The sequence below is a fragment of the Pseudomonas sp. WS 5010 genome (assembly GCF_012985565.1).
In the GTDB taxonomy this organism is placed as follows: Bacteria; Pseudomonadota; Gammaproteobacteria; order Pseudomonadales; family Pseudomonadaceae; genus Aquipseudomonas.
In genome coordinates this window covers 850,389-876,716 of sequence record NZ_JAAQWQ010000001.1, presented here as the reverse complement: position 1 = coordinate 876,716, position 26,328 = coordinate 850,389, and the positions used below count along the sequence as shown (strand labels likewise).

At 63.1% G+C, this 26,328-nt stretch carries 23 protein-coding genes; 15 read left to right on the top strand and 8 right to left on the bottom strand.

Annotated elements, in window-relative coordinates:
• The first annotated feature begins 6 nt into the window (after positions 1-6).
• A complete protein-coding gene (locus HBO11_RS04215; protein ID WP_169954367.1) occupies positions 7-1,347 on the top strand; it encodes a phosphate ABC transporter substrate-binding/OmpA family protein in 1,341 nt (446 codons plus the stop codon).
• 104 nt (positions 1,348-1,451) lie between these two features.
• Here the strand turns inward: HBO11_RS04215 and HBO11_RS04210 are convergent, their stop codons facing one another.
• The gene (locus HBO11_RS04210) at positions 1,452-2,681 is read right to left on the bottom strand and encodes an acyl-CoA dehydrogenase (RefSeq protein ID WP_029298342.1); all 1,230 of its coding nucleotides are present in this window, start codon (positions 2,679-2,681) and stop codon (positions 1,452-1,454) included.
• Positions 2,682-2,832: 151 nt separating this feature from the next.
• Between HBO11_RS04210 and HBO11_RS04205 the strand changes: the two genes are divergently transcribed.
• From HBO11_RS04205 to HBO11_RS04195, 3 genes are all read left to right on the top strand, one after another.
• Positions 2,833-3,762 (top strand): LysR family transcriptional regulator, encoded by a 930-nt coding sequence (locus HBO11_RS04205; protein ID WP_169954368.1) that lies wholly within the window; start codon positions 2,833-2,835, stop codon positions 3,760-3,762.
• 70 nt (positions 3,763-3,832) lie between these two features.
• Positions 3,833-4,234, top strand: a complete 402-nt coding sequence (locus HBO11_RS04200) for a MerR family DNA-binding transcriptional regulator (protein ID WP_154220670.1) — start codon at positions 3,833-3,835, stop codon at positions 4,232-4,234.
• 13 nt (positions 4,235-4,247) lie between these two features.
• A complete protein-coding gene (locus tag HBO11_RS04195; protein ID WP_169954369.1) occupies positions 4,248-5,147 on the top strand; it encodes a hydroxymethylglutaryl-CoA lyase in 900 nt (299 codons plus the stop codon).
• Between the two features lie 671 nt (positions 5,148-5,818).
• On the opposite strand, the gene HBO11_RS04190 is transcribed toward HBO11_RS04195, so the two are convergent.
• Positions 5,819-7,504, bottom strand: coding sequence for an AMP-binding protein (locus HBO11_RS04190; RefSeq protein WP_169954370.1), 1,686 nt, complete (start codon positions 7,502-7,504; stop codon positions 5,819-5,821).
• 171 nt (positions 7,505-7,675) lie between these two features.
• On the opposite strand from HBO11_RS04190, the gene HBO11_RS04185 reads away from it, so the two are divergent.
• Genes HBO11_RS04185 through HBO11_RS04170 form a run of 4 tightly spaced genes read left to right on the top strand, consistent with a single transcriptional unit; the run spans position 7,676 to position 13,228 of the window.
• On the top strand, positions 7,676-8,839 hold the full coding sequence (locus HBO11_RS04185) for an isovaleryl-CoA dehydrogenase (RefSeq protein WP_169954371.1): 1,164 nt from the start codon (positions 7,676-7,678) through the stop codon (positions 8,837-8,839).
• Positions 8,840-8,850: 11 nt separating this feature from the next.
• Positions 8,851-10,458: a carboxyl transferase domain-containing protein gene (locus HBO11_RS04180; RefSeq protein WP_169954372.1), complete on the top strand. Its 1,608-nt coding sequence runs from the start codon at positions 8,851-8,853 to the stop codon at positions 10,456-10,458.
• 14 nt (positions 10,459-10,472) lie between these two features.
• A complete protein-coding gene (locus HBO11_RS04175) occupies positions 10,473-11,279 on the top strand; it encodes a gamma-carboxygeranoyl-CoA hydratase (RefSeq protein WP_169954373.1) in 807 nt (268 codons plus the stop codon).
• Positions 11,276-13,228, top strand: a complete 1,953-nt coding sequence (locus tag HBO11_RS04170) for an acetyl/propionyl/methylcrotonyl-CoA carboxylase subunit alpha (RefSeq protein ID WP_169954374.1) — start codon at positions 11,276-11,278, stop codon at positions 13,226-13,228. The genes HBO11_RS04175 and HBO11_RS04170 overlap by 4 nt, the downstream gene beginning before the upstream one ends.
• On the opposite strand, the gene HBO11_RS04165 is transcribed toward HBO11_RS04170, so the two are convergent.
• On the bottom strand, positions 13,225-13,869 hold the full coding sequence (locus HBO11_RS04165; RefSeq protein WP_169954375.1) for an XRE family transcriptional regulator: 645 nt from the start codon (positions 13,867-13,869) through the stop codon (positions 13,225-13,227). The two genes, HBO11_RS04170 and HBO11_RS04165, sit on opposite strands and share 4 nt — an antisense overlap.
• A gap of 130 nt (positions 13,870-13,999) precedes the next feature.
• On the opposite strand from HBO11_RS04165, the gene HBO11_RS04160 reads away from it, so the two are divergent.
• Positions 14,000-14,347: a DUF3077 domain-containing protein gene (locus HBO11_RS04160; RefSeq protein ID WP_169954376.1), complete on the top strand. Its 348-nt coding sequence runs from the start codon at positions 14,000-14,002 to the stop codon at positions 14,345-14,347.
• 479 nt (positions 14,348-14,826) lie between these two features.
• Positions 14,827-15,978, top strand: a complete 1,152-nt coding sequence (locus HBO11_RS04155) for a carboxypeptidase family protein (protein WP_169954377.1) — start codon at positions 14,827-14,829, stop codon at positions 15,976-15,978.
• 21 nt (positions 15,979-15,999) lie between these two features.
• Here the strand turns inward: HBO11_RS04155 and HBO11_RS04150 are convergent, their stop codons facing one another.
• Entirely contained in the window at positions 16,000-16,455 is a 456-nt protein-coding gene (locus HBO11_RS04150) for a helix-turn-helix domain-containing protein (RefSeq protein WP_169954378.1), read from the bottom strand.
• 97 nt (positions 16,456-16,552) lie between these two features.
• Between HBO11_RS04150 and HBO11_RS04145 the strand changes: the two genes are divergently transcribed.
• On the top strand, positions 16,553-17,818 hold the full coding sequence (locus HBO11_RS04145; RefSeq protein WP_170058825.1) for an MFS transporter: 1,266 nt from the start codon (positions 16,553-16,555) through the stop codon (positions 17,816-17,818).
• Here the strand turns inward: HBO11_RS04145 and HBO11_RS04140 are convergent.
• The 4 genes from HBO11_RS04140 to HBO11_RS04125 all read right to left on the bottom strand — a co-directional run bounded on the left by HBO11_RS04140 (position 17,716) and on the right by HBO11_RS04125 (position 22,314).
• Positions 17,716-18,252: a cytochrome b/b6 domain-containing protein gene (locus HBO11_RS04140; protein WP_169954380.1), complete on the bottom strand. Its 537-nt coding sequence runs from the start codon at positions 18,250-18,252 to the stop codon at positions 17,716-17,718. The genes HBO11_RS04145 and HBO11_RS04140 overlap by 103 nt on opposite strands.
• Complete coding sequence (locus HBO11_RS04135; RefSeq protein ID WP_169954381.1) at positions 18,249-19,331, bottom strand: catalase family peroxidase; 1,083 nt, start codon at positions 19,329-19,331, stop codon at positions 18,249-18,251. Before HBO11_RS04135 ends, HBO11_RS04140 begins: the two co-directional genes overlap by 4 nt.
• 101 nt (positions 19,332-19,432) lie before the next feature.
• Positions 19,433-20,710, bottom strand: a complete 1,278-nt coding sequence (locus HBO11_RS04130; RefSeq protein ID WP_169954382.1) for a hypothetical protein — start codon at positions 20,708-20,710, stop codon at positions 19,433-19,435.
• On the bottom strand, positions 20,707-22,314 hold the full coding sequence (locus tag HBO11_RS04125) for an amino acid adenylation domain-containing protein (RefSeq protein WP_169954383.1): 1,608 nt from the start codon (positions 22,312-22,314) through the stop codon (positions 20,707-20,709). Before HBO11_RS04125 ends, HBO11_RS04130 begins: the two co-directional genes overlap by 4 nt.
• 205 nt (positions 22,315-22,519) lie before the next feature.
• Here HBO11_RS04125 and HBO11_RS04120 point away from each other — a divergent pair, with 205 nt between their 5' ends.
• Genes HBO11_RS04120 through HBO11_RS04105 form a run of 4 tightly spaced genes read left to right on the top strand, consistent with a single transcriptional unit; the run spans position 22,520 to position 26,234 of the window.
• On the top strand, positions 22,520-23,026 hold the full coding sequence (locus HBO11_RS04120) for a sigma-70 family RNA polymerase sigma factor (protein WP_169954384.1): 507 nt from the start codon (positions 22,520-22,522) through the stop codon (positions 23,024-23,026).
• Positions 23,023-23,769, top strand: coding sequence for an anti-sigma factor (locus tag HBO11_RS04115; RefSeq protein WP_169954385.1), 747 nt, complete (start codon positions 23,023-23,025; stop codon positions 23,767-23,769). Before HBO11_RS04120 ends, HBO11_RS04115 begins: the two co-directional genes overlap by 4 nt.
• Positions 23,770-23,781: 12 nt before the next feature.
• Complete coding sequence (zapE, locus tag HBO11_RS04110) at positions 23,782-24,894, top strand: cell division protein ZapE (protein ID WP_169954386.1); 1,113 nt, start codon at positions 23,782-23,784, stop codon at positions 24,892-24,894.
• A 35-nt stretch (positions 24,895-24,929) separates the two neighbouring features.
• Positions 24,930-26,234, top strand: a complete 1,305-nt coding sequence (locus HBO11_RS04105; RefSeq protein WP_169954387.1) for a protein kinase — start codon at positions 24,930-24,932, stop codon at positions 26,232-26,234.
• Positions 26,235-26,328 lie beyond the last annotated feature (94 nt).

The following is a 26,328-nucleotide window of genomic DNA, read 5'->3' as shown; positions in this document are numbered from 1 at the left end:
GGCGGCATGATGCTGCGCGTTCTGTACCTGCTGGCCCTCTGCGGCGCTTTTCCTCTTGCGGCGCTTGCAACGCCCCTACCCTTTCCCGAACATGGCCCGGCCTTGCGCATCCAGGGTTCCAATACCATTGGCGCGGCGCTGGGCCCGGCGTTGGTCAAGGGCCTGATGGAGCAACAGGGCCTGAAGGCCGTGCACCGTGAACCGGCCAGCCGCCCCAACGAACAGCGCCTCGTCGGCACCAGCCCCCAGGGCAAGCGAGTGCAGGTAGAAATCGCCGCCCACGGCACCAGCACCGGCTTCGCCGCGCTGAAAAATGCCGAGGCCGACCTGGCCGCCGCGTCGCGCCCGATCAAGGACCGCGAGCTGGTCGAGCTTGAACCCCTGGGCGACCTGAAAAGCCCCGGCGCCGAACAGGTGATTGCCATCGATGGCCTGGCGATCATCCTGCATCCAAGCAACCCACTGCAGATGCTGACCACCGACCAACTGGCGAGGATTTTCAGCGGCGAAATCAGCACCTGGGAAGCCTTGGGCGCCAGCGGCGGGAAGATCCGACTGTATGCCCGCGATGATCAATCCGGCACCTTCGACACCTTCAAGGAACTGGTGCTCAGCCGTCGCGGCAAAACCCTCGACAGTACCGCCAAGCGCTTTGAGTCCAGCGAACAATTGTCCGATGCGGTCAGCCACGACCCGCAAGGCATCGGCTTTATCGGCCTGCCCTACGTGCGCCAGGCCAAGGCCGCAGCCATCATTGACGGTGACTCCCAAGCCATGTTGCCGCAGAGCAGCCTGATCGCCACCGAGGACTATCCGCTGTCGCGCCGCTTGTTTTTCTACCTGCCGCCCAATAACAGCAACCCCTGGGCCGAGGCCCTGGTGGACTTTGCCCAAAGCGCCCAGGGCCAGGCCATCGTGGCCGCCAATGGCTTTATCGCCCAACAGGTCCAGGCCATCACCGTGCAGCCTCGGGCACCGATGCCCGAGGCCTACCAGGCCATCGCCCGCGAGGCGCAGCGCCTGAGCGTGAACTTTCGCTTCGAAGAAGGCAGTGCCAGCCTGGACAACAAGGCACGCCAGGATCTGGCGCGGGTGGTGGCTTATATAGGCAGCCACGACAAACGGGACAAGCGGGTCACGCTGGTGGGGTTTGGTGATGCCAAGGATGACCCGCAGCGCGCCGACCTGCTGTCCAAGCTGCGGGCGATGGCAGTGCGCCGGGAGTTGGTCAAGAGTGGCGTGGTGTTGCGCGATATTCGCGGCTTTGGCGCCGAGATGCCGGTAGCGGCCAACACCGTGGATGAGGGGCGGATCAAGAATCGCCGGGTGGAGGTCTGGGTGTATTGAAACCTGAAGACGGGTGTTGATTGGCCCACCGCAATCGCGGGCAAGCCCGCTCCCACAGAGGTCAGTGTGGGAGCGGGCTTGCCCGCGATGCAGGCGACGCGGTCCTACTGGCCGCTGCGCATCAGCTCTTTAGGCACATACTTGCCAATCTCGAACTTGCCAATGGCCGCCCGGTGCACTTCATCCGGGCCGTCGGCCAGGCGCAGGGTGCGCTGCATGGCGTACATATAGGCCAGCGGGAAGTCATTGGAGACCCCGGCACCGCCGTGGATCTGGATCGCCCGGTCAATCACCTTCAAGGCCACATTCGGCGCCACCACCTTGATCTGGGCGATTTCACTTTTCGCCACTTTGTTGCCGACCGTATCCATCATGTAGGCCGCCTTCAACGTCAGCAGGCGCGCCATGTCGATTTCCATCCGCGAGTCGGCGATTTTGTCGATATTGCCACCCAGGCGTGCCAACGGCTTGCCAAAGGCGGTGCGGCTGACCGAGCGTTTGCACATCAATTCCAGGGCGCGTTCAGCCATGCCGATGGAGCGCATGCAGTGGTGGATACGGCCCGGGCCAAGGCGCCCCTGGGCAATTTCAAAGCCGCGACCCTCACCCAACAGGACGTTTTCGTACGGCACACGCACGTTGTCGAACAGCACTTCGGCATGGCCGTGGGGCGCGTCGTCGTAGCCGAACACCGGCAGCGGCCGGACGATTTTCACCCCCGGTGCATCCACCGGCACCAGGATCATCGAGTGCTGCTGGTGGCGTGGCGCATCCGGGTTGCTCAGGCCCATGAAGATCAAGATCTTGCAACGCGGGTCGCACGCGCCGGAGGTCCACCACTTCTTCCCGTTGATCACCCACTCGTCACCCTGGCGCTCGGCGCGGGCGGCCATGTTGGTGGCGTCGGAAGACGCCACATCCGGTTCGGTCATGGCGAATGCCGAGCGGATCTCGCCGCGCAGCAGCGGCTCCAGCCAACGTTGCTTCTGCTCTTCGTTGGCATAGCGCACCAGCACTTCCATGTTGCCGGTGTCGGGCGCCGAGCAGTTGAACGGCTCCGGCCCCAGCAGGGAGCGGCCCATGATTTCGGCGAGCGGCGCGTATTCCAGGTTGGTCAGGCCGGCGCCCAGTTCGGACTCCGGCAGGAACAGGTTCCACAGGCCTTCGGCCTTGGCCTTGGCCTTGAGCTCTTCCATGATGGCGGTGGGCTGCCAGCGATCACCTTCGCTGACCTGGCGCTCGAACACCGGCTCGGCGGGGTACACGTAAGCATCCATAAACGCGGTAACGCGTTCACGCAGTTCCTGAACCTTGGGCGAATAGGCAAAATCCATGAGCAGCTCCCTTCTTGGAGAGGTTGTTTAGGTCATGCAATCGATGCTAGAACAGCGTTGATAATTTACCTAGCCTATTCTCGGCGTGTATTAACATTCATCACCGATATATGATCGGCGCATGAAAACCTAACAAGAAGAGCGCAACGAAATGAATCTGAGCAAGGTCGACCTCAATCTTTTCATCGTGTTTGACGCGATCTACACCGAAGCCAACCTGACCCGCGCCGGGCAGATCGTCGGCATCACCCAGCCGGCGGTTTCCAACGCCCTGGCACGCCTGCGCGAGACCTTCAACGACCCGTTGTTCGTGCGCACCGCCCAGGGCATGGTGCCGACTCCGATGGCCCAGAACATCATTGGCCCGGTGCGCAACGCCTTGTCGTTGCTGCGGGTGTCGGTGCAGGAAAGCCGGATCTTCAACCCGTTACAGGCGGCCAAGACCTACCGCATCAGCATGACCGACCTCACTGAAGCGGTGATCCTGCCGCCGCTGTTCCAGCGCCTGCGCCGCCTGGCGCCCACGGTGATCATCGAGAGCTTTTTGTCCAAACGTCGGGAAACCACCAAGGAACTGGCCGCCGGCCGCCTGGATTTTGCGGTGGACGCGCCGCTCAACACCGACCCGCAAGTGCGCCACGTCAAGCTGATGGAGGACCGCTACGTGTGTGCCATGCGCAAGGGCCACCCGATGGCGGGCAAGGAAAAATTCAGCCTCGATGACTACCTGGCGCTGACCCATATCCATATTTCCAGCCGGCGCAATGGCCTGGGCCACGTCGACCTGGCCCTGGGCAAAATGGGGATCCAGCGCAAGATCGCCCTGCGCTCCCAGCATTACCTGATGGCCTCCCAGGTCCTGCAGCAGACCGATATGGTGATGACCGTGCCCGAGCGCTTTGCACGGCGTAACGATCTGCACTCATTCAACCTGCCGGTCAATGATGTGCCGCCAGTGGAAACCCACCTGTACTGGCATGAAAGCACCGACCAGGACCCGGCCAACCGCTGGATGCGCGAGCAGATGATCGAGTTGTGCCAGCAGGTCACGGCGCGCGAGAAGAAGTTGGATAACGCGTAGGTGGTGATTTGCTTGACGTTTACGTCAAGCAGCCATTAGCGTAGCGCCAAGACCCTCCTTGAGCGCGACCATGAGCACGACCTACAGCATCTCCGACCTGGCCCGCGAGTTGGACATCACCACCCGGGCCATTCGTTTCTATGAAGAACAAGGCCTCTTGAGCCCTGAACGCCGAGGCCAGGAGCGTATCTATTCGCCCCGGGACAAAGTCAGCCTCAAGCTGATCCTGCGTGGCAAGCGCATCGGTTTTTCCCTGGCCGAATGCCGCGAACTGATCGAGCTCTACGACCCCAGCAGCGGCAATCAAAAGCAATTGCACAGCATGCTGGCGAAGATCAGCGAACGCCGTGAGCAGTTGGAACAACAGTTGCTGGACATCGAACAGATGAAGCTGGAACTGGACACCGCCGAAGAACGTTGCACCCAGGCCCTGGAACAGACGATCCAGAGCCAGGTCGGCCAACCCCAATAAAAAGGTAGATCCCATGTCTCTCCCCTCTCATGTGCGCCTGGTCGAAGTCGGCCCGCGCGACGGCCTGCAAAACGAAGCACAGCCGATCAGCGTGGCCGACAAGGTGCAACTGGTCGATGCCCTCAGTGCGGCAGGCCTGGGTTACATCGAAGTCGGCAGTTTTGTCTCGCCCAAGTGGGTGCCGCAAATGGCCGGCTCCGCCGAAGTGTTTGCACAGATCCAGCGCAAGCCCGGCGTGATCTACGGCGCGCTGGCGCCGAACCTGCGTGGGTTCGAGGACGCGCTGGCGGCCGGGGTCAAGGAAGTCGCGGTTTTTGCGGCGGCGTCCGAGGCGTTTTCCCAGCGCAATATCAACTGCTCCATCAGCGAGAGCCTGGAGCGCTTTGCGCCGATCATGGCCGCGGCGCAGCAGCATGGTGTGAGTGTGCGCGGCTATGTGTCCTGTGTGCTGGGTTGCCCTTACGAAGGCCGGGTTGCGCCGGAGCAAGTGGCCGCCGTGGCCCGTGAGCTGTATGCCATGGGCTGTTACGAGGTGTCGTTGGGCGACACCATCGGCACCGGCACCGCAGGGGCTACGCGGCGCATGTTCGAGGTGGTGGGCAAGGACGTGCCACGGGCAAAGCTCGCCGGGCATTTCCATGACACCTACGGCCAGGCCATCGCCAATGTCTATGCCAGCCTGCTGGAAGGTATACAGGTGTTCGACAGCTCTATCGCCGGCCTTGGCGGCTGCCCCTATGCCAAGGGCGCCAGCGGTAACGTGGCCACCGAGGACGTGCTGTACCTGCTCGATGGCCTGGGCATCGAGACCGGTATCGACATGGACCAGTTGATTGTGGCGGGCCAGCAGATCTGTACGGTCCTGGGCCGCCCTACCGGCTCACGCGTGGCCAGGGCCCGCAATGCCCATTGAGTAGCGCTTGTGTTACCTCGCGGCTACACATCGGGTAACACGGGAACATATCTTGTCGCATTTTCTGAAGTAAATTTCCCCCATAAAAATCAAGCCATTGATTTTAAAGGACTTTTAAAAGTTGGCACGGCTTCTGCTATCTCTATGGCATAACAAGAATAAAAAGCACCAAACCTAATAAAAATAAGACGTAACGACTCTGACATAACAAAAACAACACGGCAGAGACGCAGCTAACAGATTTTTTTGGAGAAGATGTGCTTCGCAGGGTACGGCGCAAGCCGCCACTCGCAACCGGGCAGAGAACAATAAAACTACCTCAAGGTAGCTACCCACTGGTTGGATCGCGTGCGAAGAAGCAGATCAGCGCTCAAAAAAATACGTTTGCTCTTGACCCCGGATGGGGGTCGCCAAAAACAGCGGTAAAGGGCCACGGTTGCCAAAAACAACAACAGACCGCCCCTCAATAATAAAAAAAGAGCACGTAACAACAAATTAAAGGGGAGCTTCGGCTCCCCTTTGTGCTGTCTGGATGAAAACAATACCGACTGACACGCCACCGTTAATGTGGGAGCCGGCTTGCCTGCGATAGCGGTGTGTCAGCTACTTAATTGTTGACTGATAAACCGCAATCGCAGGCAAGCCAGCTCCCACCCTTTAGATCGGGGCGATCAGGGTTTCAGCGTTCGCAGTTGCTCGATCGTGATCTCACGCATGCGGAACTTCTGGATCTTCCCCGTCACCGTCATCGGAAACTCTTCGACAAACCGGAAATGCTTCGGCGTCTTGAAGTGTGCAATGCGCCCCTTGCACCAGGTTTGCAGTTCCAGCTCGTTGGCCACCTGCCCCGGGTGGAACTTGATCCAGGCCACGATCTCTTCGCCGTAACGCTCGTCGGGAATGCCGATGATCTGCACATCCGCCACCGCCGGGTGGGTGAAGAAGAACTCCTCCAGCTCCCGTGGGTACACGTTTTCGCCACCGCGAATGATCATGTCTTTGTTACGCCCGGCGATGCACACGTAACCCTGCTCATCCATGGTCGCCAGGTCGCCGGTGTGCATCCAGCCGGCGTCGTCGATGGCTTCGCGGGTGCCCTCGGGGTTGTTCCAGTAGCCGAGCATCACGCTGTAGCCTCGGGTGCACAACTCGCCGATCTGCCCACGCGGCACGGTGTTGCCGGCTTCGTCGATGATCTTGCTTTCCAACTGGGGCTGGGTGCGCCCGACCGTCGTCACGCGCCGCTCCAGGTCGTCATCCGCACCGGTCTGCAACGACACCGGGCTGGTCTCGGTCATGCCGTAGGCAATCTGCACTTCGCTCATGTGCAGGTCGCTGATCACCCGGCGCATCACCTCGATCGGGCAGGTGGAGCCGGCCATGATCCCGGTGCGCAGGGTCGACAGGTCGAACGTGCTGCGTTGCGGATGATCGAGCACCGCGATAAACATCGTCGGTACGCCGTACAGGCCGGTAGCGCGTTCTTCGGCCACGGCGGCCAGGGTCAGTAGCGGGTCGAAGCCATCATTGGGATAGATCATGGTGGTGCCATGGGTGATGCAGCCCAGGTTGCCCATGACCATGCCAAAGCAATGGTAGAGCGGCACCGGGATCACCAGGCGATCCTGCGCGGTCAGGCCCAGGCTTTCGCCGACCATGTAGCCGTTGTTGAGGATGTTGTGATGACTGAGGGTGGCGCCCTTGGGGAAGCCCGTGGTACCGGAGGTGTACTGGATGTTGACGGCTTGATCGAAGTGCAGGCAGGCCTCGCGGTGGTGCAATTGTTCCGGGGGTGTACCCGTCCCCAGAGCCGACAATTGCGACCAGGGCAGGAACCCCGAGGGCGGTCGCGCCTCCAGGCTGATCACCCCGCGCAGTTGCGGCAACAGATCACAGCGCAACTGGCCGATGCCCTGCTCCGCCAGTTCCGGCACCAGCGCCTGCAGCATCCCGTGGTAGTCGGAGGACTTGAACGCGCCGGCACAGATCAACCACTGGCAACCCGACTGCTTGAGCACGTATTCCAGTTCACTGCTGCGGTAGGCCGGGTTGATGTTGACCAGGATCACCCCGAGCTTGGCGCTGGCCACCTGGCTGATGCACCACTCGGCGCAGTTCGGCGCCCAGATGCCCAGGCGATCCCCGGCCTGTAACCCCAGGGCCAGCAGCCCGCGTGCATGCAGGTCCACGGCTTCGGCCAGTTGCCGCCAGGTGTAGCGCAGTTGCTGATGGCGCACCACCAGGGCCTCGCCCTCCGGGTGCTGCGCCACGGTGCGGTCAAATGCCTGGCCGATGGTCATGGCCAACAGGGCCCTGTCCTGTGGGCCACGGCTGTAGCTCTGATTCGGTTGATCCATGACGACCCCTATTGTCTTTTTTGTAGGTGGACGGTGCGCCGGTCAGGCGCGAGCTTGACGTTAACGTAAGCTACGATTGACAGTCATGCAACGCAAGTTTACGTTAACGTAAAGGTGATCGCCCAATGGCGTCGCCAGCCCCACAACAATAATGTTTATAGGTGCCCTCCCATGAGTTACCCGACCCTGAACTTCGCCCTCGGTGAAACCATCGACATGCTGCGCGACCAGGTGCAGGCCTTCGTGGCCAAGGAGCTGGCGCCACGGGCAGCGCAGATTGATATCGACAACCTGTTCCCCGTGGATATGTGGCGCAAGTTCGGTGATATGGGCCTATTGGGCATCACCGTGCCGGAAGAATACGGCGGTGCCGGCCTGGGTTACCTGGCCCACGTGGTGGCCATGGAAGAAATCAGCCGTGGCTCGGCCTCGGTGGCGCTGTCCTACGGCGCGCACTCCAACCTGTGCGTCAACCAGATCAACCGCAACGGCAACCACGAGCAAAAACTCAAGTACTTGCCCAAGCTGATCAGCGGCGAGCACATTGGCGCCCTGGCCATGAGCGAGCCGAATGCCGGTTCCGATGTGGTGTCGATGAAGCTGCGCGCCGACAAGCGTGGCAGCATATATGTGCTCAACGGCAGCAAGACCTGGATCACCAACGGCCCCGATGCCCACACCTATGTGATCTACGCCAAGACCGACCTGGAAAAAGGCGCCCACGGCATTACCGCGTTTATCGTCGAGCGCGACGCCAAGGGTTTTGGCCGCAGCAACAAGTTCGACAAGCTGGGCATGCGCGGCTCCAACACCTGCGAGCTGTTTTTCGATGACGTCGAAGTGCCCGAAGAAAACATCCTCGGCGCGCTCAATGGCGGGGTCAAAGTGCTGATGAGCGGCCTGGACTACGAACGCGTGGTGCTCTCCGGTGGCCCTACCGGGATCATGCAGGCCTGCATGGACCTGATCGTCCCCTACATCCACGACCGCAAGCAGTTCGGCCAGAGCATCGGTGAGTTCCAGTTGATCCAGGGCAAGGTCGCCGACATGTACACCCAGCTCAACGCCAGCCGCGCCTACCTCTATGCCGTGGCGCAGGCCTGCGAGCGTGGCGAAACCACGCGCAAGGACGCCGCCGGGGTGATCCTGTACAGCGCCGAACGCGCAACACAGATGGCCCTTGATGCAATCCAGATTCTCGGCGGCAATGGCTACATCAATGAATTCCCCGCAGGCCGCCTGCTGCGCGATGCCAAGCTGTATGAAATCGGCGCGGGCACCAGTGAGATCCGGCGCATGCTGATTGGTCGCGAACTGTTCAACGAAACCCGCTGAGGGAGTGCACCATGGCCACCCTGCACACCCAACTCAACCCGCGCTCGGCGGAATTCGCCAGCAACAGCGCGGCGATGCTCAAACAGGTCGATGCCTTGCACACCCTGCTCGCCCAGGTCCAGCAAGGCGGCGGCAGCAAGGCCCAGGAGCGTCATACCTCCCGTGGCAAGCTGCTGCCGCGCGAGCGCATCAACCGCCTGCTCGACCCGGGCTCGGCGTTCCTTGAGCTCAGCCAACTGGCGGCGTATCAGGTCTACGGTGAAGACGTACCGGCTGCTGGCGTGATCGCCGGGATCGGCCGCGTTGAAGGCGTGGAATGCATGATCGTCGCCAACGATGCCACGGTAAAAGGCGGCTCCTACTACCCGCTGACTGTAAAAAAACACCTGCGCGCACAGACCATCGCCGAACAGAACCGCCTGCCGTGCATCTACCTGGTGGATTCCGGCGGCGCCAACCTGCCGCGCCAGGATGAGGTGTTTCCCGACCGCGAGCACTTTGGGCGGATCTTCTTCAACCAGGCCAACATGAGCGCGCAAGGCATCCCGCAGATCGCCGTGGTCATGGGTTCCTGCACCGCTGGCGGCGCCTATGTGCCGGCGATGGCCGATGAAGCGATCATGGTGCGCCAGCAGGCGACTATCTTCCTCGCCGGCCCGCCACTGGTGAAGGCCGCCACCGGCGAAGTGGTCAGCGCCGAAGACCTTGGCGGGGCCGACGTGCACTGCAAGATCTCCGGGGTGGCCGACCACTACGCCGACAGCGACGAACACGCCCTGGCCCTGGCCCGGCGCAGCGTTGCCAACCTCAACTGGCGCAAGCAGGGGCAGTTGCAACAGAGCACGCCGGTCGCGCCGCTGTACGCCAGCGACGAGTTGTACGGGGTGATCCCGGCCGACGCCAAGCAACCTTTTGATGTGCGCGAAGTGATTGCGCGACTGGTGGACGGCTCGGTCTTCGATGAGTTCAAGGCGCTGTTCGGCACCACGCTGGTCTGCGGCTTTGCCCATTTGCATGGCTACCCCATCGCGATCCTCGCCAACAACGGGATCCTCTTCGCTGAAGCGGCGCAAAAAGGCGCGCACTTTATCGAACTGGCCTGCCAGCGCGGGATTCCCCTGTTGTTCTTGCAGAACATCACCGGCTTTATGGTCGGGCAGAAGTACGAAGCCGGTGGCATCGCCAAGCACGGCGCCAAGCTGGTCACGGCGGTGGCCTGCGCCAAGGTGCCGAAATTCACGGTGATCATCGGCGGCAGCTTTGGTGCCGGTAACTACGGGATGTGCGGGCGCGCCTACGACCCGCGCTTTTTGTGGATGTGGCCCAACGCCCGCATTGGCGTGATGGGCGCCGAACAGGCCGCCGGCGTGCTGGTGCAGGTCAAGCGCGAACAGGCCGAGCGCAGTGGCCAGGCGTTCAGCGCCGAGGACGAAGCGCAGATCAAGCAGCCGATCCTCGACCAGTACGAAACCCAGGGCCACCCCTACTACTCCAGCGCCCGCCTGTGGGATGACGGCGTCATCGACCCCTTGCAGACCCGTGACGTGCTGGCCCTGGCCTTGTCCGCCGCGCTGAATGCCCCCATCGAGCCGAGCCGCTTCGGCGTGTTCCGCATGTAATTGGAGCTGCACCCATGAGCGATTTCAACACCGTTGAACTGGTCAACGACCCCCGTGGCTTTGCCACGCTGTGGTTGAGCCGGGAACAGAAGAACAACGCGTTCAACGCCGAAATGATCCGTGAGCTGATCATTGCCCTGGACCAGGTGCAGGCCGATGCCTCCCTGCGCTTTTTACTGGTACGCGGGCGCGGCAAGCATTTCAGCGCCGGCGCGGACCTGGCCTGGATGCAGCAGTCGGCCGAGCTGGACTACCACACCAACCTCGACGACGCCCGCGAGCTGGCGGAGTTGATGTACAACCTGGCCAAGCTGAAGATCCCGACACTGGCGGTGGTCCAGGGCGCGGCCTATGGCGGCGCGCTGGGCCTGATCAGTTGCTGCGACATGGCCATTGGCGCCGATGATGCGCAGTTCTGCCTGTCAGAAGTACGCATCGGCCTCGCACCGGCAGTCATCAGCCCGTTTGTGGTGCAGGCGATTGGCGAGCGTGCGGCACGCCGCTATGCCTTGACCGCAGAACGCTTCGACGGCCAGCAGGCGCAAGCCATCGGGCTGTTGGCGCAAAGCTACCCGCTTGAGGCGCTGAATCAGCAAGTCGAACTATGGACCGCCAACCTGTTGCTCAACAGCCCGGCCGCCATGCGCGCCAGCAAGGATCTACTGCGCGAAGTGGGTAACGGCGCACTCACCCCGGCGTTGCGCCGTTACTGCGAAAATGCCATCTCACGCATCCGCGTCAGCGCCGAAGGCCAGGAAGGCCTGCGCGCGTTTTTGCACAAGCGTGCGCCCAGTTGGCAGTCCCAGGAGCCGCGCTCATGAGTGCACCGTTGATTACCTGCGTACTGGTGGCCAACCGTGGCGAAATCGCCTGCCGGGTCATGCGCACGGCCAAGGCGTTGGGCATGACCACCGTTGCCGTACACAGCGCTACGGACCGCGATGCGCGCCACAGCCGCGAAGCCGATATCCGGGTGGACCTGGGCGGCAGCAAGGCTGCCGACAGTTACCTGCAGATCGACAAACTGATCGCCGCGGCCAAGGCCAGCGGCGCCCAGGCGATTCATCCCGGCTATGGCTTTCTTTCCGAAAACCCGGGTTTTGCGCGGGCAATTGAAGAGGCTGGGCTGATTTTCCTCGGCCCACCTGCCTCGGCCATTGATGCCATGGGCAGCAAGTCGGCGGCCAAGGCATTGATGGAAACCGCTGGCGTGCCGCTGGTGCCGGGATACCACGGGGCCGGCCAGGACCTGGAAACCTTCCGCCAGGCCGCCGCGCGCATTGGCTACCCGGTGCTGCTCAAGGCCACGGCCGGCGGCGGCGGCAAGGGCATGAAAGTGGTCGAGGACGAAAGCCAACTGGCCGAAGCCCTGGCCTCGGCCCAGCGCGAGGCGCTGTCGTCGTTTGGCAACGCGCAGATGCTGGTGGAGAAATACCTGATCAAGCCGCGCCACGTGGAGATCCAGGTATTCGCCGACCAGCACGGCCATTGCCTGTACCTCAATGAACGCGACTGCTCGATCCAGCGTCGCCATCAAAAGGTCGTCGAAGAAGCACCGGCACCCGGCCTCAGCCCTGCCCTGCGCCAGGCCATGGGCGAGGCAGCGGTGCGTGCCGCCCAGGCGATTGGCTATGTGGGCGCCGGCACCGTGGAGTTTCTGCTGGATGCGCGCGGTGAATTCTTCTTCATGGAGATGAACACCCGCTTGCAGGTGGAACACCCCGTGACCGAGGCCATCACCGGCCTGGACCTGGTGGCCTGGCAGATTCGCGTGGCGCAAGGCGAGCCGCTGCCAATCACCCAGGAGCAGGTGCCGTTGCGCGGCCATGCCATTGAAGTGCGGCTGTATGCCGAAGACCCGGCCAATGACTTTTTGCCGGCCACCGGGCATCTGGCGCTGTACCGTGAATCGGCGCCAGGCCCGGGACGCCGGGTGGACAGTGGCGTCGAGCAGGGCGACGACGTTTCGCCCTTCTACGACCCGATGCTCGGCAAGCTGATTGCCTGGGGCGAGGACCGCGAACAGGCGCGCCTGCGCCTGTTGAGCATGCTCGACGAGTTTGCGGTCGGCGGTTTGAAGACCAACCTGGGCTTTTTGCGGCGCATCATCGGCCACCCGGCATTCGCTGCGGCGCAGTTGGATACCGGCTTCATCCCGCGCTATCAGGAGCAATTGCTGCCAGGCGCCAGCGCCTTGAGCGATGAGTTCTGGCACGCGGCTGGGCACGCGTTTATGCAAAGCCAACTGCCTCGGCTGCGGGACGACGACCCCGCCTCGCCGTGGGCTGCGACGCAGGGCTTTCGTGCGGGCCTGCCCGCCGAGACTTCACTGCACCTGAGCTGCGACGGCCAGGACCGCTTGGTAACGCTGCAAACGCACGCTGTGCCGCAACTGCGCGACGAACACTTGGTGATCGCGGATGCCGGAATCCGCCGCTCGCACCTGGCCGTGCGCCATGGGCAGACGCTGTTCCTGCGCTGGCAGGGTGAGATGCGCGGCGTGACGCTGTTTGATCCGATCGCCGCCGTCGATGCCGGACAGGCCCATCAGGGCGGCCTCACTGCGCCGATGAACGGCAGCATCGTGCGGGTGCTGGTGGAAGTCGGGCAGACGGTCGAGGCTGGCACACAACTGGTGGTGCTCGAGGCCATGAAGATGGAGCACAGCATCCGCGCGCCCCATGGGGGGGTGGTCAAGGCGCTGTATTGCCAGGAAGGCGAAATGGTCGGCGAAGGCAGCGCCTTGGTGGAGCTGGAGGCCCTGGCCTAGAACTTCACCGTGGCCTGTACCACGACGCCGATGATCTGACAGTCATCGGTGAGCAGGGCCTTGGGGTAGGTCGGGTTGAGCGGCATCAGGTAACGCTGGCCGCTTTCCTCGATCAACTTGCGAAAGGTCGCCTGGCTGCTGCCGGCCCATTGGGCTACCACCAATTTGCCGGGCTCGGCGGCGAGAGCCGGGTCCACCAGGATCATCATCCCTTCGGCGATGCTCGGCCCGCTCGGAGCCGTCATCGCATCACCGCTCACCTGCAGCCAGAACGCCTCGCCATCGGCGTCGTAGTCACTCGCCTCAAAACGCGCAGGGCCATAGGCCGGCCGCGATTCATGGACCCGGCCGGGCTGCTTCCAGTCCCTCACGGGGTAGCGAAAATACGGGTTGTATTGAACGGCCGGCGCGGCTTCGTCGGCCGGGGCCTCGCCCTTCTCGCGGATTACCAGTGCCGCTTCCAGGTAACCCAGGCCCAGTTCCTCGAGCACCCGGTTCATGTCGTCGAGGCTCGGTACCCGGCGCTTGCCCAGCCAATGGGCAACACCGCCCTGGGACATGCCCAGGCGCGTGGCCAGTTGGTTTTGCGTGACCTGGCGGGCCTTCATGTTGGCTTTGACCAACGCTATCCATTTATCCATGGGGCATGACAATACCGGGTGTATTCGCGGCGACAATAAACAGTTTGTAGTAATCAATCAAATGACATAAATACAGATCGTATTATTATCAGCTCCACCTGTTCACCTTCCCACCCAGAGCACCGACCTCATGACCACAACCCCGGATCACCTGCCTGGTACACCTGATGACGATGAAATTAAGTGCTTGCAGGGCAGCGACGCAGCCCGGCGCGCCTTGGACTACTACTTCAAAGAAGACGCCGAGCCCACATCGGACGATGTGGCCTGGTTCGAGGCCAGCCCCACTGTCAGCCATGAAGAAGCCCTGGTCCATGCTTCGGACCTGCTACGCAGCGCCGCCGCCATCGCGTATGAGCTGGCGAACAACAAGCTGGGGGGCACCCGGGACCTGGCGTTTTCGGTGGTGTATCTGATTGATATGGCCAAGGCCATGCTGGAGCGTCCACTGCAACTGGTCGGCGGGAAAACCCCTTGACCCGGTAGGCGTGCAGGAACAGAAGGAAAAATATTTCTATCTGGCAGATAAAAACATTTGACTTGCAAATGATAATGATTATTATTGCATGCAGCTGGTCGCGAGATCAGTCGATAGACCAAGGGACCTTAGGTCGGACTCTTGGAATATCTCCTCATCAGGCTAATCACGGTTTTTGACCCGGCTCTTTGGCCGGGTCTTTTTTTTGCCAGTTATTCTGGCGTGGCTTCAGGCTAATGAAGACTGTGTGTTGCTTGATGGCGCGCATGGTAGCAAAAGACCATCGCCGAAAGAAAGCCGATAAAGCGCTCTAGCCCGGATCTTTCCAAATTAGCACTTGAGAATCAATCTCATAGACTCTAAGCTGCTGCAGCGTCAAGGATGACGCCCCCTTCTTTTTCGCATTAATTTGCGTCCAGATTTTACCCCGCGCCTGTGTAAACTGCCCGCCACACCATTTAAATTCAGGCAAGCAGACTATGACCGTGGCCTTGACCTCCATCAAAATCAGCAGCGACTTCGACAGCGGCAATATCCAGGTGCTCGACACCAGCGATGCCCATCAGTTGCTGCTGGCAATCAAGCCGGATACCCGCAGCCAGCACTTCCAATGGTTCCACTTCAAGGCCGAAGGGATGCACATTGGTCATACCCATACCTTCCGCCTGAGCAACGCTGGCCAGTCTTCCTACAAACATGCCTGGAGCGGCTACAACGCCGTGGCGTCCTATGACCATATCAACTGGTTCCGGGTGCCGACGCGCTTTGATGGCGAAACCTTGCACATCGAATTGCAAACCGAGCAAAAACACGCCTGGCTCGCCTACTTCGAGCCCTACAGCCGCGCGCGCCACGCCTGGTTGATCGACCAGGCGCTGAACCGCGCCGGAACGCAACTGCTGGCCACCGGCAAGAGTGTCGAAGGCCGTGATATCCCCCTGCTCCGCCGTGGCAAGGGGGACGCGGGGCAGCGCAAAGTGTGGATCATTGCCCAGCAGCACCCCGGCGAGCACATGGCCGAGTGGTTTATGGAAGGCATCATCGAACGCCTGCAACAGGACGGTGATGATGAGCTGAAAAAACTCCTGGCCGCCGCCGACCTGTACCTGGTGCCGAACATGAACCCGGATGGCGCGTTCCATGGCCATCTGCGCACCAACGCCATGGGCCAGGACCTCAACCGCGCCTGGCAGAGCGCAAGCCAGGAACTGAGCCCGGAAGTGCTGTTCGTCCAGCAGCAGATGGAGAAGTACGGCGTAGACCTGTTCCTGGATATCCATGGCGACGAGGAAATCCCCTACGTGTTCGCCGCAGCGTGCGAAGGCAACCCCGGCTACACCCCGCGTATCGAAGGCCTGGAAAAACACTTTCGCAGCCACTTGAGCGAGCTGACCCGCGACTTCCAGACCACCCATGGCTACACCCGCGACCTGCCTGGCCAGGCCAATATGACCCTGGCGTGCAACAGCGTGGGCGAGAAATTCGACTGCCTGTCCCTGACCCTGGAAATGCCCTTCAAGGACAACGACGATGCGCCCGATCCGCGTACCGGCTGGTCTGGCAAACGCTCCCGGCAACTGGGCAAGGACGTGTTGAGCACCGTGGCGGACATGGTCAACGTACTGCGCTGACCCTGCCCCAATAAGTTAACCCTAAGCCTCGGACTGCGCCGCCACCCGCAGGCAGTCCTGCGGTCCGAGCACCCGGCCATCCGCCGCATGCACCTGCAAAGCCTGCAGCGGCTGACCGTGCTCACGGTCCAACAGCACCGAATGGGCCTCGCCTTCGGCGTAGAAAAACCCCTCGCCCCATTGCCGCAACCCAATGATCACCGCAAACAGCCCCCTGCCCTTTTCCGTCAACACGTACTCCTGATAAGCGCTGCCATCCGAGGCCGGGACAATCTCGAAAATTCCGTGGCCGACCAGGCTGCGCAAGCGCGTGGCCAGTATGTTCTTGGCCATGCCCAGGCTGCGCTGGAACTCGCCAAAGCGGCGGATGCCATCGAATGCATCCCGAATGATCAGCAGCGCCCAACCATCGCCAATCGCCTCCAGTGAGCGCGCCACCGGGCATTCGGCAGTTTCAAAGCGGGTGAGTTTGACCATGGGTAACGCCTGCCTGACAAAAAATGTAGTTGCAATATAAAACCGCAATACCTACCGTACAACCAGTTTTATTTAGCAACCACATTGAGAATTGAGCATGCCCCCATCATCGTTAAGCGCCGCCGTGGTGCTGCTGTTTGCCATTGCCTGTGGCCTGTCGGTGGCGAATGTCTATTACGCCCAACCCCTGCTCGATGCCATGGCCATGACGTTCGCCATGGACCCCGCCACCGTCGGCATCGTGATCAGCCTGACCCAGGTTGGCTATGGCGTTGGCCTGTTACTGCTGGTGCCGCTGGGCGATCTGCTCAATCGCCGGCATTTGATCGTCGGGCAGTTACTGCTGTCCACCGGTGCGGTGTTGCTGGTCGGCCTCTCCAACAGCCTCGTCGGGTTTCTGGCCGGCCTGCTGCTGACGGGCCTGCTCGCCGTGGTGGCCCAGGTGTTGGTGGCCTACGCCGCCAACCTGGCGCGGCCCGAGCAACGGGGGCATGTGGTGGGGCTGGTGACCAGTGGCATCGTGGTTGGCCTGCTGCTGGCGCGCACGGTGTCCGGGATCATGGCGGACCTGGCCGGCTGGCGTTCGGTGTATCTGCTGTCGGCGGGCTTGACCCTGTTGATGGCACTGCTGCTCTGGCGTGTCTTGCCCACCACCGAGCAGCCTCGGGCGTCAGGCTCCTATCGCCAGTTGCTGGTTTCAGTGTTCAGCCTGTTGCGTGAGGAAAAAGTGCTACGCGACCGCGCAGTGCTGGCGTTTCTGATTTTTGCCGCGGGTACCGTGCTCTGGACCCCGCTGGTGCTGCCCTTGAGCGCCCCACCCCTGTCGTTGTCCCACACCCAGATCGGCCTGTTCGGCCTCGCCGGTGCCGCCGGCGCATTGGGCGCGGCCCATGCCGGGCGCCTGGCAGACCGCGGCCTCGCCCAGTGGACCAGCGGCGCGGCCCTGGTGCTGATGCTGCTGTCATGGCTGGCCATCGCCTTGACCCAGTCTTCGTTGTGGGCGCTGCTGCTTGGGGTAATTACCTTCGACCTCGGCCTGCAAGCCGTGCATGTCACCAGCCAAAGCCTGATCTACAGCGTACGCCCCGAAGCCCAAAGCCGCCTGGCAGCCGGCTACATGCTGTTCTACTCGGCGGGCAGCGCCCTGGGCTCGCTCGGCGCGACCCTGATGTACGCCTGGGCCGGCTGGCTCGGCGTGTGTGCCTTGGGCGCCGCCATCAACCTGCTGGCGCTGGTGTACTGGCGGGCGACCCTGGGGCCTCAGTCCTTGCCGAGCATGCTTTGCAGCACGCCATCCCGGCGAACCCAGCCATGGAACAACGCCGCCGCCAAATGCAGCAGCACCGTGAGGAACAGCAAATAAGCGAGATACCCATGGGCCGTGCGCAGCACCGCGAACAACTGCGCGTTGGCCGGCACCCACGAAGGCAACTGCAGCGCGCTGGACAGCATCACCGGGTCACCCGCCGCCGAAATCATCGCCCAGCCCAATAGCGGCAGCACCAGCATCAAGCCGTACAGCAGCAGATGCGACGCCTTGGCCGCCAACACCTGCCACGCCGGTAAATCGGCAGGCAACGCTGGCTGACGGGTAGAAAAACGCACCGCCAGGCGCACGATCACCAACAGCAGAATCGCAATACCCAACGGCTTGTGCAGGTGCAACAACCATTCATGGCGCTGGGACACCGAAGCCACCATGCCAGCACCGATAAACAGCATGGCGATGACCATCAGCGCCATCAGCCAGTGCAGCAGGCGCGCCAGCGGGGCGAAAAACCGCGGTTGGGCATTCATGGCCGGGACTCCTGAGGGGGGTTGGGCAACTGGCTGACTTCACCGGTACGGCGCAGGTATGAACTGGCATAGGCAGCGGAACGTGCCGCCAGCAGCGGGTCATTGGAGGCTTCGATACCGCTGGGCAGGATCAGCGGGTCAAAGTTGATATCGCGGCAATCGCCGTCCAGCTGTGGCTGGCTGCGTTCGAGCACCAGGGTGCCGGCGTTCAGCACCGTGTGCGCGCCGGCCCAGGCCTTACTGGCGTCATCCACCGGGTCCGCGGGGTTGGCCAGGGTGATCTGCAATTGCCAGCGCAAGGGTCCGGCCGCCAACCGCTGCTCCAGGTCGGCCTGGAGAAAATCCGCCCCTCCTGGCGCAACGGCGCCACTGGCGTCCTGGCTCATCGGCACCACGCCCCAGCGCACGGCCTGGCGTTGCCCGTTGGCGCTGATCAGGTAAAACGCATTGATGCCGTTGTAAGTTTCGCTGGCATAGCTGGCCGAAGGCCTGGCGGTCTTGACCCAGGCCAGGAACGGCGCGGTCTCGGGATGACTGGCAAAAAACGCCGGCAGACTGGCCGGGTTGGGCTTGCCGGTCGCAGGGTCCGCAGCCCCCGCCTTGAGCATCTGGTAGAAGGCCTCGGGGGTGCCCACCGGGAACACCGGCATGCTGTTCATCCCGCTGCGCCATTGCTGGCCGTTGGCCTGGTTGAACTGCACCGCCAGGCTGCGGATCGGCACGCTGCTGTCCGGAGCATAGGGGTTGCCGCTGGGTAGGGCGAAACGCCCGATCACCGGGGTGCGCGCTTCACTGAATACCTGCGCGCTGGAATAGGCACGCGCCGCAGGGCTGCTTTCGAAATAACCCGCCACGCATACGCCCTTGGCATGGTTGCGCCGGTAGCCAGGGTGCAGGCCGTTGTTGGTTTCCAGGGCATTGACCAGGGTCTTGGGGCGCAACCGCTGTGGGTCGAGGGTACCGTTGACGTAGGCAAAGGCCCCGGCAACGACGCCGACGACCACGCCGATAGCGGCCAGGCGCAGCACCAGGCTGGCGCGCCCCAACGGCGTGCGGGGTGGCGATGGATGATCTGGCATGAAGTGCTCCGAGGCCAACGGCCACAGGTGGAAGGTGCAATGAGACGCCGCTCACGCAGGCTTATTCCACCAAGGCCGTAGGCTTTTTCGCAGCGGGTGATTCAGGAGTCCCAGATCGCGCCATAGGCCGGGATCCCCCGCGCCTCCATTTGCGCCACCACCCGGCGCGTCAACGCCTGGTTGGCGATACAGATCACCGCTTCGGCACCAAAATCCTGCACCGCCGCGTACGCCAACTGCACCAGGTCAGGCTTGCCGCGCACGTCGGTGTCCCAAATCACTGCGTGCGGTTGCGCCCGCAGGATTTCGGCGACCAGCTCTTCACCATAGGTCTTTGCCGGGCTGCGGGTGGACCACACCAACTGGATCGGCACCTGCCCGGCCAGCAAGTGCGGCATCACCGGGCCAATCCCGCTGCCGGTGGCGATATACACCACCGACTTGAACAACGTCTCGATATTCGCCACGCCCGCCGTGGTAATGCCCTTGACCCAGACATGGGCTGGCATGTGCTCGATAAAACGCCCCGTCCAGTCCCCGGCCCTGGAAATAATCAGGCGAAAGCCCGGCTGGCCCGGGGTCGGGATATTGGCAAACGAGTGCCACTCCAGCAGCGGCTGCAGGCTGATCGCCGTCGACGAGCCGGCAAAGGGCGTGGTGTGGCGCAATGTGGTGATCACCGCATGAGCGCAAGGCCGCTGATGACTGACTGCCACTTTGCGCAAGCGCAACCAAGGCAGGGCAATGCTCAAGGTCAGCACCAGCAGCATCCCGAATGCAACCGGATGAGCCTCGGCCAGCAGTGCCTGCACCCAGAACAACAGCAAGGCCGCCCACCCCGCAAAGCGGTGCACGCGCTCAAAGCCATTATGAAAACGCCTGCGAATCCCCGGCTGCGCCATGACCACCATCAACAGCAACACCCCCAACAGTGCCGCACTGACCAACAACCACGGCGCAGAAACACTCTGCGGCTGTTGCAGGTAACGCCAGCCCTGGCTGGCGACCAGCAGCGCGAACCACAGCGTCGCCGCCAGCGCACCGCCGCTGTGCAGCCCGCCCAGGTGATAGACCTTGGCAGCATGGCGACGCAGGTACAGCGGCCAGCTCAGCGGGATGCGCGTGGCCAGCCAAAACAGCCCGTTGATCACGTACTGCTGGCGCACCAGGATCGCCATGGACAGGTTGATCATCACCAGCATCGACAGCTGCTGCGCGTCGATCACGGGTAGCTTCAAGCCAGACAGTGCAAACCACCCGTTGCCCAGCAGCACCAACGCCACCAGCCGGTTGTAATGGGAAAAAATCGGCAAGCCACGCCACCGCCGCCACCCGCCAGGCAAGGCGGGCACTACCGTCGCCATCCACCGCTCAATCATGCTCGGCCCCCTGCTTTGAGGGCGAGTTGGCGACCCTCCTCGCTGTCACAGACCCATTGCCGCAGCAGGGTCTTGTCGATCTTGCCGCGTGCCGTCAGGGGCAAGTGCTCCAGGGCAAAAATCACCGCCGGCACACAGTAGTAGGCCAGCCGCTGCGCGCAGAACTGCCTGGCTGCCGCAATGTCCGCCGTGGCCGGTGTGACGAATGCCACCAGGTGCTGACTGTCGAACTTCAACGCCACCGCCCGGCTACAGGAGCCACTGGCCTCCAGCGTGCTGGCCAGCGCGTCCAATTCCACGCGAAAACCACGCACCTTGACCTGATCGTCGACCCGCCCCAGATGCTCTAGGGCCCCATCGTGCGTCCAGCGCCCCAGGTCGCGGGTACGGAACATCATCCGCCCCGCCCCCAGGAACGGATCAGGCCGATAACGCTGCGCAGTCAACAACGGGTCATGCAGATAGCCCGCCGTCACCCCGTCGCCCCCGGCCCACATCTCGCCCACTTCCCCCGGCGCGCAGGCCTGGCCGTGTTCATCCAGCACATACACGGTGTTGTTGGGCGTCGGTTGGCCGATGGACAACGGCGCCCCCGGTACGTGCCGGTGCAAGGTGTTGACGATGGTGGTTTCCGTGGGTCCGCAACCGTTATAGAACGTGCAATGGGCCGCCCAGCGATCCGCCAGGGCCTGCGGGCATGGCTCGCCCGCCACTGCGACCACCTCAAGCGTGGCGCACTGTCGCGGATCCAGGGTGGCGAGAATCGACGGGGTGGCGATCAGCACTTGGCAATGGCGGGCCGTTTCGCCGATATCTTGCTGACGGATATACAACGTCGCCCCGTGGGCCAGGCAGCCGAGAATTTCCCAGGCGGCCATGTCAAACGCGATATTGAGGATTTGCCCAACCCTCATGCCCGGCTTGATGCCCAGGTTGCCCGGTGCCGTCAGCAGGATGTTGCACACATTGCGGTGCGTCACCCGCACCCCATTGGGCCGCCCTGTGGTGCCGGAGGTGAACAGCACAAAACACAGGCTGGCGGGGTCTGGCGCGGCGACGTTCAGCTCGCAGGCCTGCGCCACCCACGGCTGTTGCGCCAGGAACTCGTCCAGGCACACGCACAAATGGCCCGCTGCCAGCGGCAATTGCTCCTTGAACCCCGACAAGGTCAGCACCACTGCACTCGACAGCGCCTCAAGGATCATCGCCAACTGCGCCGGTGGAGTGATCCTGGCATCCTGCGGCACATAGGCCGCGCCGATCTTCAACACCGCGAGCATCCCCACCAGCATGGGGATCGACCGCTCGACAAACAGCGCCACCGTATCGCCCGCCATCACCCCCTGCGCGAGCAGGTGCCGGGCCAGCCGATCGGCCTGGCGGTTCAACTGCTCATAGCTGATGCTCTGGCCCGAGCAGAGCGCGGCGATCCCATGGGGGGTTGCCGCGGCGTGCGCCTCGAATGCCTGGTGGATACACGCGTACGGCAGCGCCCGCGCCGGCCCGCAGCCCCAGGTTTGAAGGGTATGACGTTGGATGATGGGCAAATGGCCCAGTGCCTTGGTGCAAGCAAAACCGCTATCCGCTGCTGTCGTCGATATCATGGGTCAACTCCTCATCTGGCCCCTGCCTCACACTGTTCGGGCAGGCAGGGGCCTTGACTGAGGACCATTCACGGCATTACAGGGCTGCGAGAGCCCACAAAAGACAGAGACCAAGGCTATCTACAGCGCTTATTTTTCCCACAGATGGAATAACCTTTGCCCCTAGGCGTCTTCCTCAACACCGCCCACGACACGCAGGCCCTCCATGCACGAACTCGACGACCAGTTGCGTGAACTCCTCCCCAGGCTGCGGCGCTTTGCCCTGTCCCTGACGCGCAACCCCAGCAGCGCCGACGACCTGGTGCAGGCCAGCCTGGAGCGCGCCATCGTCAGCTGGCGCCACAAGCGCGTCGACGGGGATTTGCGCGCCTGGCTGTTTTCGATCCTCTACCGGCAGTTCCTCGACGCGCACCGGCGTTCGCGGCGCTATGCGCGGATGCTGGAGTTCTTTACCGGCCGCGATGACGCGCAACCGTCAGTCGAACGCACGGTGATCGCGCAATCGACCCTGCAGGCCTTCGACCAGTTGAGCAGCGAGCAACGCGCCCTGCTGCTATGGGTCTCGGTGGAAGGCTTGAGCTACAAGGAAGTCGCCCATATCCTCGACGTGCCCATTGGCACCGTGATGTCACGCCTGTCCCGCGCCCGCCAGGCCTTGCGCCAGCTCAGCGACGGCGATATCACCCGCCCTACCCTGCGGATACTCAAATGATCAGCCTGCCCCCCAATGAACGCGACCTGCACGCGTACGTCGATCACCAGCTCAGCGAGCCGGATCGCCGCCAATTGCAGATCTGGCTCGCCGCCCACCCCGAGGTCGCGGCCCAGGTCCACGCCTGGCAACAGGATGCCCAGCACCTGCGCGCGGCCATCGGTGCGCCGCCAGCGGTCAACCCCGAGCTGGATCCGGCGCTGCTTCGCCAGCGCCTCAAGCGCCAGTCGCGCCGCCACCTGGCCACTGCCGCCATGTTGCTGGTCGCCATCGGCCTGGGCGGCCTGGGTGGCTGGCAAGCGCGGCAGGCCACCCTGCTCGCCAGCAGCCTGCCGATGACCGACGCCATGCAGGCCTATCGCCTGTTTGCCCAGAACCCGATCATGCCCGCCGACTACCAGGTGCAGGGCAATGGCGATATGCAAGCCTGGCTCGACCGCTACTTCGCCCAGGCCCATCGCCTGCCAGACCTCAGCCAGGCCGGCTTCAGCCCAGTCAGCGCGCGCCTGCTCAGCACCGACCAGGGCGCGGCGGCGATGGTGCTCTACGAGAACCCACAAGGCCGGCGCATCAGTTTCTACATTCGCCCGCCGGGCCCGCAGAACACCCTGCTGCCAAGGGGCAGCCGCAGCGCCGAGGGGCTCCAGGCCGAGTACTGGTCCAGCCCCGGCTACAACTATGCGATGGTCAGCCAAGAGGACGAGCCGACCACCCCATTGCTCAAGCAGACCACTCGGTTCTAGGACGCCACCGCCATGCCTTTTCGAGAGAGCCGCCCGCGTCGCCTGCCCTTGCTCAGACGCCTGTTCGGCAAAACAACCGCCAGTGACAGCGCGCCAGCCATTCAGCGGTTCTTCGCGGACAAGGCCCGGCAACAGGGCTACACCCTCAGCCCCAGCCAATTACAGGTGATCGACGCCATGGCCCGGCAGACCGCGTACCTGCTGGACCGGCGCCCGACCCGCAGCCTGTACCTGCACGGCGCCGTCGGCCGGGGCAAAAGCTGGCTGCTGGACGGGTTTTTCCAGGCCCTGCCATTGCCTGACAAGCAGCGGGTGCATTTCCACGACTTTTTCGCCCGCCTGCACCGTGGCATGTTTGCCCACCGCCAACAGGCCGATGCCCTGGGCGCCACCCTGGACCAGTTGCTCGACGGCTGCCGGGTGCTGTGTTTCGACGAATTCCATGTGCATGACATTGGCGATGCGATGTTGATCACTCGTCTGTTCAAGGCCCTGTTCCAACGGGGCATCCTGGTGCTGGTCACCTCCAATTACCCGCCCCAGGGCTTGCTGCCCAACCCGCTGTATCACCAGCGTTTCAAGCCGGTGATCGACTTGATCGGCGCGCACATGGACGTCATGCAAGTCAGCGCGCCCCAGGACTACCGGGGCCTGGCGCAGAACCACCAGCAGCAGCGTTTCACCCACGGCCAATACGTGTGGCCCGGCACCCCGGCCCAGCGCCGCGAACTGGCGCTGCCCCCCACCGCTGGCCCGCCCCTGGCGCTGGCGGTCGGCTCGCGGCAACTGCAAGTGCGCTGGCACCAGGCGCGCAGCCTGGCCTTGACCTTCAACGACCTGTGCGAACAGCCCACCGCTGTGATGGACTACCTGTTGCTGTGCGAGGATTTCGACCACTGGATCATCGACGATCTGCCGCTGCTCGGCGAATGCCCGATTGCCGTGCAACAGCGCTTTATCAACCTGATCGACGTGCTGTACGACCAGGACAAGCACCTGACCCTGCTGGGCCAACAACCCCTGGATACTGCCCTGCAAGGCCAGGCAATTGACCTGGCGCGTACCCGCAGCCGCCTGGGGCAGTTGCAACAAGTCAGCCCGCTGGCGCTCAAGTCGCTATCATGAGCGCCTTTGACCTTGTCGAGTGACCTAAGCTGTTCATGGATACCCTTGCCCAACTCAAGGCCGGCCAACTGGCTGGCATCAAGCGCCTGGACCTGTCCTGCGGCCTGACGCAGTTCCCCCGGGAAATCTTCGACCTGGCCGACTCCCTGGAAATCCTCAACCTGAGCGGCAATGCCCTGCGCAGCCTGCCGGACGACCTGCACCGCCTGCCCCACCTGCGCGTACTGTTTTGCTCGGATAACGCCTTTACCGAGCTGCCCTCGTGCCTGGGCCTGTGCCCGCAGTTGAGCATGGTCGGCTTCAAGGCCAACCAGATCGAGCAGGTGCCCGCCGCCGCGCTGCCACCGCAGTTACGCTGGCTGATCCTCACCGATAACCGCATCCGCCAGTTGCCGGACGCCCTCGGTGAGCGGCCACTGCTGCAAAAACTCATGCTGGCCGGCAACCGCCTGGAGCAACTGCCCGCGAGCCTGGCCCAGTGCCATAACCTCGAACTGCTGCGCATCGCTTCCAACCGCCTGACTCAGTTACCCCACTGGCTGCTGACACTGCCGCGCCTGACCTGGCTGGCCTATGCCGGCAACCCGGTGGAAAGCGCGGTGGACGTGGCAACTGATGACGCGACGCCGAACATTCCCTGGGCCGAACTGGAACTGGGCCAGGTGCTGGGCGAAGGCGCCTCGGGGGTGATTCGCAAGGCCCTGCGCAAACCGTCGAACGAGCCAGTCGCGGTCAAACTCTACAAGGGCACCATCACCAGCGACGGCTCGCCGCTGCACGAAATGCAGGCCTGCATTGCCGCCGGGTTGCATCCCAACCTGATCAAAGTGCAAGGCCGCGTGGTCGGCCACCCCGATGACCAGGCCGCGCTGGTGATGGACTTGATCGACCCGAGCTACCGCAACCTCGCCGGCCTACCCAGCCTGGCGTCCTGCACCCGGGACATCTACGACCCCGCCACCCGCTTCAGCGTGGAGGTAGCGTTGCGCATGGCGCGCGGCATCGCCTCCGTGGCCGCGCACCTGCACCGGCACGGCATCACCCATGGCGACCTGTATGGCCACAATATTTTGTGCAATGCCCAGGGTGATTGTTTGCTTGGGGACTTTGGCGCCGCGTCGTTCCATGCCACGGCCGACACCCTGGAGACCAGGGCATTGCAGCGCATTGAAGTGCGGGCGTTCGGGGTGTTGCTGGGGGAGTTGCTGGAGCGGATTGACGCGGGTTTGAGTGATGCAATGCGCCAGACGCTGGAGACACTGGGTGACAGTTGCTGCCAGCCGCAGGTGCTGGCGCGTCCGGCGTTCGAAGAGATCGAGGCACTGCTGTCCTCACTCTGAAACGCCCTGTAAATGTGGGAGCGGGCTTGCCCGCGATAGCAGTGGGTCAGCCAGCTGATGTGCCATCTGATACACCGCTATCGCGGGCAAGCCC